The 10,742-nt window shown below is 63.5% G+C and carries 7 protein-coding genes; 2 read left to right on the top strand and 5 right to left on the bottom strand.

The window, feature by feature from the left end; genetic code table 11:
- Positions 1-8 precede the first annotated feature (8 nt).
- Positions 9-962, top strand: a complete 954-nt coding sequence (locus tag IF103_RS15945) for an alpha/beta hydrolase (RefSeq protein ID WP_023381383.1) — start codon at positions 9-11, stop codon at positions 960-962.
- A gap of 83 nt (positions 963-1,045) precedes the next feature.
- On the opposite strand, the gene IF103_RS15940 is transcribed toward IF103_RS15945, so the two are convergent.
- The 5 genes from IF103_RS15940 to pvdM all read right to left on the bottom strand — a co-directional run bounded on the left by IF103_RS15940 (position 1,046) and on the right by pvdM (position 8,946).
- The gene (locus tag IF103_RS15940) at positions 1,046-3,490 is read right to left on the bottom strand and encodes a TonB-dependent siderophore receptor (protein ID WP_252189406.1); all 2,445 of its coding nucleotides are present in this window, start codon (positions 3,488-3,490) and stop codon (positions 1,046-1,048) included.
- Positions 3,491-3,595: 105 nt separating this feature from the next.
- Positions 3,596-5,245: a cyclic peptide export ABC transporter gene (locus tag IF103_RS15935; RefSeq protein ID WP_202675468.1), complete on the bottom strand. Its 1,650-nt coding sequence runs from the start codon at positions 5,243-5,245 to the stop codon at positions 3,596-3,598.
- A gap of 108 nt (positions 5,246-5,353) precedes the next feature.
- Positions 5,354-6,274, bottom strand: a complete 921-nt coding sequence (locus IF103_RS15930; RefSeq protein WP_023381380.1) for a formylglycine-generating enzyme family protein — start codon at positions 6,272-6,274, stop codon at positions 5,354-5,356.
- A 30-nt stretch (positions 6,275-6,304) separates the two neighbouring features.
- A complete protein-coding gene (gene pvdN / locus IF103_RS15925) occupies positions 6,305-7,585 on the bottom strand; it encodes a pyoverdine-tailoring periplasmic protein PvdN (protein WP_202675467.1) in 1,281 nt (426 codons plus the stop codon).
- 8 nt (positions 7,586-7,593) lie between these two features.
- Positions 7,594-8,946 (bottom strand): pyoverdine-tailoring dipeptidase-like protein PvdM, encoded by a 1,353-nt coding sequence (gene pvdM / locus IF103_RS15920; protein WP_104881456.1) that lies wholly within the window; start codon positions 8,944-8,946, stop codon positions 7,594-7,596.
- Between the two features lie 168 nt (positions 8,947-9,114).
- Here pvdM and pvdP point away from each other — a divergent pair, with 168 nt between their 5' ends.
- Positions 9,115-10,737, top strand: a complete 1,623-nt coding sequence (gene pvdP / locus IF103_RS15915; RefSeq protein ID WP_027908208.1) for a pyoverdine maturation tyrosinase PvdP — start codon at positions 9,115-9,117, stop codon at positions 10,735-10,737.
- Positions 10,738-10,742 lie beyond the last annotated feature (5 nt).

Genomic DNA, 10,742 nt, shown 5'->3' with positions numbered 1-10,742 from the left:
GCATTCCCATGTCCCTGAACCCTGATATCGCTGCCTACCTGCAGCTGGTCGAAGCCGGCCGCGCCGAAGGCAAGACGTTGGCGATGCACGCTGCCAGCCCTGAACAAGCCCGCGAAGCGTTCGACCAATCGTCATTGTTGATGAGTACGGGCGGCGACGACCTTGAGCACATCGAGGCGTTGCAGATTCCCGCCCGCGACGGCACACCGCTGCACGCGCGGTTGTACAGTGCCCACGGCATCGACCGTGAGCGCCTGCAGCCTGGAGTGTTGTATTTCCATGGTGGTGGCTACGTGGTCGGCAGCCTGGACTCCCACGATGCCCTGTGCCGCACCCTGGCAGCGCTGTCCGGGTGCGTGGTGCTGTCGGTGGCCTACCGGCTGGCGCCGCAGTGGCGTTTTCCAACCGCGGTGCACGACGCACTGGATGCCTGGCACTGGTTGCTGGACCAGGGCGCCAGTATCGGTATCGACGGGGAGCGCCTGGCCATCGCCGGTGACAGTGTCGGAGGCAGCCTGGCGGCGGTGGTGGCCAATCACGCGCCGGTGGCGCCATGCCTGCAGGTGATGATCTACCCGGTCACCGATGCCAGCCGCTGGCACGCTTCGGTTCAACGCTACGCCACTGGCCACTTGCTGGAGGCCGACACGTTGGAGTGGTTCTACCAGCAGTACCAGCGCAGCGCCGACGACCGCTTCGACCCACGCTTCTCGCCGCTACTGGAAGCACCTGAGCGGCTGCGCGTGCCGGCGTTGCTGTTGCTCGCCGAATGCGACCCGCTGTTCGATGAAGGCCGCGCCTATGCCGCGCACCTGCGCGCAGCGGGAGTCGAGGTGCAGGAGCGGGTGTACGAAGGCATGACCCATGACTTCATGCGCATGGATGCATTGGTGGACGAAGCGCAGGAGGCGCTGGAGGTGATCGCCGAGGCGTTGCAGCGGCGGTTGATGCATGTCGGTTAAGGTTCAAGAGGGCTGCTTTGCAGCCCATCGCTGGCCAAGCCTGCGATGGGCCGCAGGGCGGCCCCGAAGGGTTCAAGCGTTGATCAGAACTTGGCGCGCAGTGCCAGGTTGAAGTTGCGCGGTTCGCCGTAGAAGTTCCAGTAGTTCGGGTTACCGAGGGTCTGGTAGTACTTCTTGTCGAATACGTTATCCAGGTTGTACTGGACTTCGAGGTTCTTGTTGATCTCGTAGATCGCGTGCAAGTTGGTCAGGTGGTAGGCGTCCTGCTGGATCTTGTAGGTCTCGCCGACCTCGGTCTGGGTCATCTTGCTCTGCGCATAGAAGCTGCCGCCCACACGCAGGTGGTTGAGCGCGCCTGGCAGGCGGTAGTCGGTGGCCAGCTTGAACAGGTGACGTGGCGAGGCGGTGTTGAAGTCTTCGCCCTTCTGCTCGCCGCCGATGTACTTGGACTGGGTGTAGGTGTAGCCCGCGGACAGGTTCCAGTCCGGCAGGATCTCGCCGTTGAGCTCAAGCTCGATACCCTTGTTGCGGACCTTGTCGGAGGCGCGGTAGCAGCCGTCGGGGCAAATGGTTTCAGCGACCAGTTCGGCACGGCCGGTCTGGTCAGCCTGGAAGATTGCGATGGAAGTCTGCAGGCGCTTGTCGAAGAATTCGCCCTTCAGGCCGATCTCGTAGTTGCTGCCAGTCATCGGCTTGAGCATGCTTCCGTCGGCAGCCTGATTGTCTTGCGGCTTGAAGATTTCGGTATAGCTGGCGTAAGCCGACCAGTTTTCGTTCAGCTCCTGAATCAGGCCTGCGTATGGCGTGACTTCGCCACTTTTGGAGAAGTGGCCATGGTCACTGTCTTCGCGGATGCCATTGGTGTCGGTCAAGGTGTCGAAGCTGTACCAGCTCAGGCGGCTGCCGAGAATGAACTTCGTGGTGTCGGTCAGGCTGAAGCGGCTGGCGACATAAATACCTTTCTGTTCCTGGGTACGGTTGTACTTCCACTGGTTGACGTTGAGGTTTTCCGGCTTTGGCGGGTCGAACGCACCGAGGTTGTTCATGTCGACGATGTAGCGGTAGGTGGCATCGCGTCCACCATGGTAGTCGAAGTCGTCCTTGTTCCAGTTACCGCCGACGATCAGGTCATGCTGGCGACCAAGCAGCTGGAACGGACCGGTGAAGTAGCCGTCGATGCTGGTCTGGGTGTCGTCGTAACGAAACAGGCGAGGGTTGAGGGTATACAGGTCGGTGCCACCGCCAGGGAAGGTGTAGTTGCCCAGGAAGTCCGACTTGGCCCACATCTGGTTGACGGCGATCACGCCTTTCCAGCCGTTGTCGAAGGTGTGCTGGACATCGGCGAACAGGGTGGTGTTGCGCTTGTCCAGGTGGTTCCAGTCGCCGGTCAGCGAGGTGGAACGGGAGATTGGGTAGAACTCGCCGTTCTCCTTGGTCGGCAGGCCCGACCAGTCGTAACCGGAGTTGCGTTCTTTCTGGTAGGTGAAGCCGAAGGTGGCCACGGTCGACTCGTCCAGGTCAGCCTCCAGGATGCCGTAGAACAGCTGGTTTTCCTTCTGGGCGGTGTCCAAGTAGCTGTTGGCATTGTTGTACGAGATCACCGAGCGGCCACGCAGGGTACCGGCTTCGTTCAGTGGCGAGGACACATCGACCATGGTCTTGTAGTTGTCCCAGGAACCGACTGAGGTTTCGATCAGGGCCTGACGCTCGGCAGTCGGGCGCTTGCGGATCAGGTTGATGGAGGCCGAGGGGTTGCCCGCGCCTTCCATCAGGCCAGTGGCGCCGCGCACGATCTCCACGCGGTCGTAGATGTCGGTGTTTGGCTTGGATTGGGCATCCATCGAGTAGGCGTTGCCGATGTTGGTCGGTACGCCGTCGATCTGCAGGTTGTCCACCGACTGCCCGCGAGCCTGGTAGATCGAACGCTCACCGCCGTTCTTGACGATGGTGATGCCAGTGGCGTTCTTCATCACGTCGTCGAGGTTCTGCATGTTCTGGTCGTCCATGCGCTGGCGGGTGACGACGGTCACGGACTGCGGCGTTTCACGCAGGGACATCGGCAGCTTGGTGGCGGTGCTGGAGCGGCCGGTAGCGTAGGCGTGGGTGCCCTCGGTGGTCTCGCCCAGGGACGCGCCACTGATGTTGGTCGGTGCCAGTTCCAGATCGGCGCTGTTGCCCTTGCGCAGCAGGATCACCTGCGGGTTGCCCTGCAGGGTGAAGGTCATGCCGGTGCCGCCCAGCAACAGGGACAGGGCGCGGGCCGGTTCTGCGCGTTGTTTCACCGCCTGGCTGGTGAGTCCGCTGACGTCATCGGGGTTGAACAGGATCTGCATGTCGGCCTGGCGACCGAATGTTTGCAAGGCGCTGGCCAGTGACTGGGCCGGGATGTCGAAGCTGGCTTCCTGGGCCTGGACCTGGGCGGCAATGGGCAGTGCAAGGAGCAGGCCGAAGCGAGGCAGAGGCTTGAAGCGCAGGGTGCAGCGCATGACGAGGCTGGCGAGGCTGAAGGGTTTGTGGACGGGCGACATTTCAAATGCTCATGTAAGTGAACGGCAGATTTTTTGGTTGTTGATAAGAAGACGCATTCAGCGACAAATTCCGGAAAGAACCTGTCGCTGTTTTTTCTTGTCGTCTCAGGCCGGTACGGGGGATGAGCTCACTTTGCCGCTGTGCATCCTCACCAACTGGTCCGCTACATCGAAGTAGCGGTCGTCGTGAGAGATGACGATGATGGTCTTGCCCAGCCGTTTCAGGTCGGGCAGCAACTCGGTGTAGAAAATGCGGCGGAAGGTCGGGTCCTGGTCTGCCGCCCACTCGTCGAACACCAGTACCGGGCGCTCTTCTAGCCAGGCATTGATCAGGGCCAGGCGCTTGCGCTGGCCGGTCGACAGGTCGGTGGTGGTGAAGCTGCCGTCGCGCACGCTGACCTTGTGGCCGATCTCCAGGCGTTGCAGGTAGCGGTTGGCGTCGTCGGGGATGTGCAGGTCGCCTTCGACCACGTCGTCGAACAGGTAGTAGTCGGCGAAGATGGTGGTGAACAGCTGGCGGTATTCGTCGCGGTTGCTCGGGTCTATGGCCTTGCCGTTGAGGCGGATCTCGCCCTGGTGCGGGGCGTATAGGCCCAGTAGCAGTTTGATCAGGGTCGTCTTGCCGCAGCCGTTCTCGCCGACGATGAAAACGATGTCGCCTTGCTCGATGCGCAGGTTGACCGGACCCAGGCGGAACGGCTCGCTGCCTTCGACCGGCGGGAAGGCGTAGCCTACGTTGAACAGTTCCAGGCTGTGCACCGGCTCGGGCTTGCTGGCCTTGGCGTCGAGCAGCAGGTGCGGCTCGGGCGAGGAGAACTGCTCGGACAGCTGGGCGACGCGGGCGAAGGCGACCTTGGCGCGGCTGACGATGGGCAGGGTGCCGATCAGGTGTTCCAGCGGGCCTTTCATGTACAGCAGCACCAGCACGAAGCCGCTCATCACGGTCTTGTCGTCGCTGGGCCACAGCGACTGCAGCACCAAAGCCATGCCGATGACCACGAAGAACAGCATCGAACCGAAGGTCTTGGCCACCACGAAGGTGTTGATGGCTTTGATCTGGGTCTTGCAGATGAAGTCGGCGGTGGCCTGCACGCCCTGGCTGAACATGCGGTTGCGGCGAGGACGGTGGATGCGCAGTTCCTTGGCGCCTTCGGCGATGGCGCTGTAGTTCTTCTGCAGGGTGTCCTCGGCTTCACGGGCGGTGGCGAAGCCACGACCGCCGCTGGTCTGGGCGACGAACTGGGCGGCGCTGCCGATGGCGATGGCCACCACCATCAACAGGAACATTGGCCAGGACAGCATGGCCAGGTAGCCCAGGCAACCGAGCGTCACGGTCATCGAGATGGCCAGCGGGGCGAAGGCGAAGGCGAAGTCGCTGATGGTGTCGACATCGTGGGTCAGCACAGGGATCAGGCGATGGCTGCGGTAGCGCTCGATCTGCTCGATGGGGGCGGCGAGGGTTTTCTCGCCCAGCGTCTTGCGCAGCTTGGCGATGATGTTCTGGCCGACGTAGTTGGTGCCGATGTCGGCGCTGATCGAACAGGTCAGGGCCAGCAGGCACAGGCCGGCGAAGGCTGCGATGGCGGTGCTGGTGATGTTGCCGCCGCTATGCAGGGCGTTGTTGATGCTGGCGAGCAGCGCGGTGACGCTAAGGCCACCGACCATCCCCAGGACGATGGAGAGGGCAACGATGGGCCAGAAGGGTCTGAGCAGGGCGAACAGTTCGCTGAGGGCGCCGCGGGGAGGCTGAGTCATGGGGCAGGGTTCCGCTTTGGAAAATGGCTGTGGGCTCCCTGTAGGACGACTGGTGGGCAGGGGAATTTAGCGCGCCTCTGGGGGGGGCGCCTTGCGCCCCTTTGTCGTTCAGAGATCGCGTACTACACGAAAGCCGATCCAATCGCCGCGTTCGTTGGGGTAGAGGTCGTTGCGATTACCGGAGCGAGAGAACACCGGGGCCTCGCCATAGTCGTTGCCGCGAATGCTCTGGAACCTGCAGTCTTTCTCTTGCCATGGGCTGCCATCGCTCGGCGCGCCAACATAGTTGTCGTGCTTGCAGTCGGCGGTCCACTCATAGATGTTGCCGTGCATGTCGTACACGCCAAAGGCGTTGGCCGGGAAGCTACCGACCGGCGCGGTGTAGCTGTAGCCGTCGGCCGGCCCGTAGGTATTGGCGTGCTTGGCGATGCTGTACTCCTTGCCTTCGTCGAAGGGGAAGGGGAACGGGCCGGTGCTGCCAGCACGGGCGGCGTACTCGCGGACCGACTCGCTGGGCAGGCGGTAGGGCTTACCGGTCTTGTTCGACAGCCAGGCGACGTAGTCCTGGGCTTCCTTGAGGTTCATGCACACGGCAGGGTGGCGGCTGGTCACCGGGTAGTTGCCGCCATAGGTGGGGCGGCCACCCTGGGTGGCGGTGCCGGCCTGACACAGGCGGCCAGGGCGTTCGTCACCGCTGGGCATCATGTAGCCGGTGGCCTGGATGAAGGCGTCCCACTCGGCGAAGGTAATGGGGAAGCGGCTGATAGCGAAGGGCTTGGTGAAGGTGACCTTGTGCAGCGGGCCTTCATCGGCCTGGCGTCCGACTTCGTCATCGGGGGTGCCCATCATGAACGAGCCGGTGGGCAGGACCACCATCTCCGGGCAGTCTTTCTCGCAGTCCTTGAAGACAGTACCGGGCTTGGGCGTGCCCGCCTGAGCCCAGGCGCTGGCGGTGAGCAGGGCGAGCAGTGCCAGCGGCGCGAGGACCGGTAGGGTGCGGCGGTGGCGTACGTGGGGTTCAGGGTTCATGAGTCGTCTCGTGCGAAGGGAATTCGGGCGTCACAGCTGGGCGCTGAGCAGTGTCATGAAACGGTCGATCTGCGCTTCGTCGTTGAGCAGGCCGGGTGCGGTGCGGATGACCGGGCCGACGTCGCGGTACACCGCATCGACGATCGCCTTCTGCCGCAGCAAGGCGGCGGCAACCTTGTCGCTGTCGCGGTCCTTGACTCGGAAAAAGGTGAAGCCTGCGCTATGTTGCGCAGCCATCGGGGTGACCAGTTCGACCTGGCGGTGTTCGCCAAGGCGCTGCTTGAGGTAGCTGTTGAGCTGATGAATACGGCCCTGGACCTCGGCCTTGCCCAGTTGCAAGTGCAGCTTGAACGCCTCGTCCAATGCCCAGCGGTGCTCGAAGGCGTGGTAACCCCCAGGGGTGAGGCTGGTGGCGAAATCGGTGTCCTGGGAAAAGGTCGGGATCAGCGGCGTGATGTTTTTGAGTTGTTCGCTGCGCGCACAGACGATGCCGGTACCACGCGGGCCGAACATCCACTTGTGGGTGCCGGCGATGAAGTAGTCGCAGTTCATCTGCGGGAAGCTCAGGTCTTCCACGCCAAAACCATGCACGCCGTCGACCACATAGAGGATGCGATCGACCTCGGCGCGGTCGCGGTTGTGCCGGTCGACCACCGCGCCGATTTCCGCCAGGGGTAGCTTCACGCCGCTACCCGACTGTACCCAGGTCATGCCCAGCACCCGTGTGTTGGAGCGAATGGCGCGGTCGATGTTGCCGACGATCTCGTCGGTGCTGACCTTGGCCGGGTCCTTGAACAGGCGGATTCGGCGCACTTGGGTACCTTGACGCTGGGTGCGAAAGTCAAGCACCGCCTCGGCGGCGGAATGCTCGTGGACGGTGGTCAGGATCTCCTGGTCCGGGCGCACGTGCAGGCCACCGTAGATAATCGCCAGGCCTTCGGTGGTGCTGCCGGTCAGGGCGATCTGGCCGGGGCGTGCCTGCAGGTACTTGCCCGCCCACGCGCGAACCCGGGCCTCGTGCTGCCAGGGTTCCTGGCGGTCCCAGTCCATGACCAGGCCTGGGTTGCGATCGACGCTGGCGCGGTAGCGATCGATGGCGTCCTGCACCGGTTTAGGGTGCGAGGTGATCAGGAAGTTCGAAAGATGCAGGTAGTCCGGGTCCTGGTTGAACAGCTGACGCAACTGCGTCCATTGGTTACCCTGGGTCGATGGTTTTGCTGGATTGGCCAGGGCTTGGCCGAGGCCGCCGCCAAAGGGCAGGGCAACGGCGAGCAGGCTGGCCTGTTTGAGAAAAGTACGGCGGTCGCTCATGGTTGCGCTTACCGGGTAGAGGAAAGAGAAGGGCTGGCGGCCTTTTCAACCTGGGCCCAGACACGCAGGAAATTGCCGCCCCACAGCTTGGCGATATCGGCTTCGCTATAGCCACGCTGGATCAGTTCGGCGGTGACGTTGCGCACCTGGCTCACATCCTCCCAACCTCGCACGCCACCCCCTTCGTTGAAGTCCGAGGCGATGCCGACGTGGTCGATACCGATCTTGCGCACGGCGTAGTCGATGGCATCGCCCAGGTCCTTGAGGCTGGCCTTGGGTTCTTCGTCGAGAATGGCGTACAGCTGGCTGGCGTAGCTGCCGAAACGCTGCTCGGGCCAGGCGGCGATGATCGGGTCGCCGGGCATCAGGGCCATGGCCAGGTTGGGCAGCGGTGGCAGGTCGAACTTGGCGCGCAGGGCGTTGAGCTTGTCCTGGGTCTTTTGCGTGAGCGGGCGCAGGTAGCCGGAGAAGCCGACGATCTGCACTACGCCGCCGCTGTTCTTGATCAGTTGCATCTCGCGGTCGCTGAGGTTGCGTGGGATATCGACCATCGCCCGTGGCGCAGAGTGCGAGGCGACGATGGGCGCGCGGCTCAGGGCGCTGACTTGTTCCAAGGCCTGGGTGGACATCTGCGAGACATCGATGATCACCCCCAGGTCATTGAGCCGTTGCACGGCCTGCTTGCCGATGGGTGAGAGACCACCCAGGGCGTCGGGTGAGTCGTTGAAGAACGGCAGCGGGCGCGAGGAGTCGGCCCAGTCGTTGTTGCCGATGTAGCTGAAGCCGAACATGCGCATGCCCCGTGCGGCCCACTTGTCCAGCAGGTTCAAGTCGTTGCCCAACGGGTAGGCGTTGAGCATGCTGATGAAGATGGCGAACTTGCCCTCGCCGTGCAGGCGGCGGAAATCGTCGGGGGTATAGGCGATACCGACCTGGTTGGGGAAGTCGCGCACCAGGCCGGAGATGATCTTGTAGCGCACCTCCTGCTGATTACGGGCCTCCTCGACAAACCCTGCGGTCGGCCGGTGCGGTGCATCGGGGCCGTTCCAGATTTCCGGCCAGCCGAAGAGGGTCAAGGCGGCGCCGGACAATCGTCCTTTGGCGGCCTTGGCCAGGTCGAACTGGCCGTCGCCATCCTTGTCCGCCTCCTGGCCATGGGTACCGAAGTCCAGCGGCAGGGTGATGTGGCTGTCGAAGGAGATCAGCCGATCCTGCAGCTCGTCGGCCTGCTTGATCACCTCGCGCGGGTAGTGCGGGGCGGAGTTCAGCCATTGGTTCCAGGCCAGGTAGCCACCGGCACCGAGCAGCAGGGCCAGGGGCACACCGATGTACAAGGTTTTCTTCCAGCGAGGTTGTGTCATTGCCATCTCGTTTCAGGTCCGCGAATGCCGGGGCTTGGGCTGTCTGGGAGGGACGAGCGTGGCGGGGGGAAATTTAGCGAGGGGCAGCGACGACCTGGCTAAATTTCGCCGGGGAGCATACGTCCTTGCTGGGACAGCGCCTGCTTCATGGCGGACACAGGTAGGGTAATGACGATTTCTCGACGAGGTTTCATGACCGGTGTGGCCCTGGCGGGCGCGGCCCTGCCGGCGGTCCACTATGCGCACCGCGAGCTGACCAGGGATGAGTTTCCGGTCACCCCGGGGGAGGCCAGCGTGGAGCTTGCCGACACCGCCGGCCAACGCCTGGGCAACCGCCTGCGCGGTATCTGGGCTATCCGCTTCGAAGGGGCCGATGCCGGGCTTGCGGGTCTGCCGGCTCAGCAGCTTGAACTGTTCATCGACGTTGCCGCGCGAGGACGTGGCGTGCGCGGTTGCCTTGACACGGCACAACGGCTGCGCAGCGAAAAGGCGCCGCGTTACCAGTTGATCGGTGACCTGGCCGAGTCCGATTCCAATCGCCTTTACTGGCGCCTGATGCCAACGGATGCGAGCCATCGAGGTTATGAAATGGCGATCACCCTGGATCAGGTGTGGGGCGAGTTCGGCAATGCCGGCAGCGAGACCCTGAGTGGGCAGATTGCCGCGCTGGACCGGTCCCTGGCGCTGCCGTTGCAGGACAACCGCTTCGTCGCCATTGGCCAGCGCTTCCCCGAAGCGCGCCAGACCATTGGCCTTGAGCCGGCCTTGCTGGACTGGCTGATTTCCCCCGAGCACCGACTGTTCCACCAGTTGTGGCATGCCTCGCGTGACAAGTGGCACAACCTCTCGGAGGAAAAGCGCAATGCCCTGCGCGGCCTGGGGTGGCAACCTGGCCCTCGTGAGCGCGAGCGTGATGCGCGCGGCAAACTCAAGGACCGCAACGGCTCGGGCGAGGACTTTTTCTTCATGCACCGGCACATGCTCGCTGCGGCCCGTGCGCTGCAGCCGCTGCCGTCGTGGTCGAGCTTTCCGTTGCCGCAGCCGGAGCTTGAACGCGACCGCCTGGGTTTTGCCCGTTACTTCGATAACCTCGACGGCTGCTCGGTGCCGCCGACCTGGCTGGCGCCGGGGGACGATGCGTTCAGCGAGTGGGTCAACGGCATCAAGCGTGCCGAGACGTTCCATGGCAACTTCGCGGTATGGGAGTCTCGGTATCGCGACCCGCGTTACTTGTCGCGGATGACCTTGGGGCAATTGGGCTCGGAGATGGAGCTGGGCCTGCACGACTGGCTGCACATGCGCTGGGCGTCGGTGCCGCGCGACCCCTCCAACGGCGCGCCGGTGCCGCTGGCCCGCGAGCTGGATGACTTTGCGCCGCGTTGGTATGCAGCGGAAAACGACTTTTTGGGCGACCCGTTCTCGTCCCATGTGCACCCGGTGTTCTGGCGGTTTCATGGTTGGATCGACGATCGCGTGGAGGACTGGTTCGCCGCCCATGAGCGTTTTCACCCGGGCGAAGTCAGCCGGATGCAGGTCAACGGCGTGCCGTGGTTTGCGCCGGGGCGCTGGGTGGAGGTGGCTGACCCCTGGCTGGGGCCGGATACCCATGGCTGCAGTACAGTGCCTGGGGTAAGGCCGGGCAGGTCGGTGGAGATGGATGTCGAGACCATGAAGCTGGCATTGCGCATCATCTTTGGCGAGGACGAAGGCAAGTTGGCCGGGTTCATGCGCCAGGTGCCGAAACGGCCGTGGTATGCGCGGCATCTTTCATTGAAGGGATTGCTGGCCTGAGTGCG

Origin of the sequence: Pseudomonas sp. SK2 (genome assembly GCF_016772395.1) — a bacterium.
GTDB lineage: Bacteria > Pseudomonadota > Gammaproteobacteria > Pseudomonadales > Pseudomonadaceae > Aquipseudomonas > Aquipseudomonas taiwanensis.
This window is presented reverse-complemented; position numbering and strand designations above follow the sequence as displayed.

Coding starts and splice junctions, on each gene's coding strand:
- IF103_RS15945 (WP_023381383.1), top strand. CDS start 9: ATGTCCCTGAACCCTGATATCGCTGCCTACCTGCAGCTGGTCGAAGCC.
- IF103_RS15940 (WP_252189406.1), bottom strand. CDS start 3,490: ATGTCGCCCGTCCACAAACCCTTCAGCCTCGCCAGCCTCGTCATGCGC.
- IF103_RS15935 (WP_202675468.1), bottom strand. CDS start 5,245: ATGACTCAGCCTCCCCGCGGCGCCCTCAGCGAACTGTTCGCCCTGCTC.
- IF103_RS15930 (WP_023381380.1), bottom strand. CDS start 6,274: ATGAACCCTGAACCCCACGTACGCCACCGCCGCACCCTACCGGTCCTC.
- pvdN (WP_202675467.1), bottom strand. CDS start 7,585: ATGAGCGACCGCCGTACTTTTCTCAAACAGGCCAGCCTGCTCGCCGTT.
- pvdM (WP_104881456.1), bottom strand. CDS start 8,946: ATGACACAACCTCGCTGGAAGAAAACCTTGTACATCGGTGTGCCCCTG.
- pvdP (WP_027908208.1), top strand. CDS start 9,115: ATGACGATTTCTCGACGAGGTTTCATGACCGGTGTGGCCCTGGCGGGC.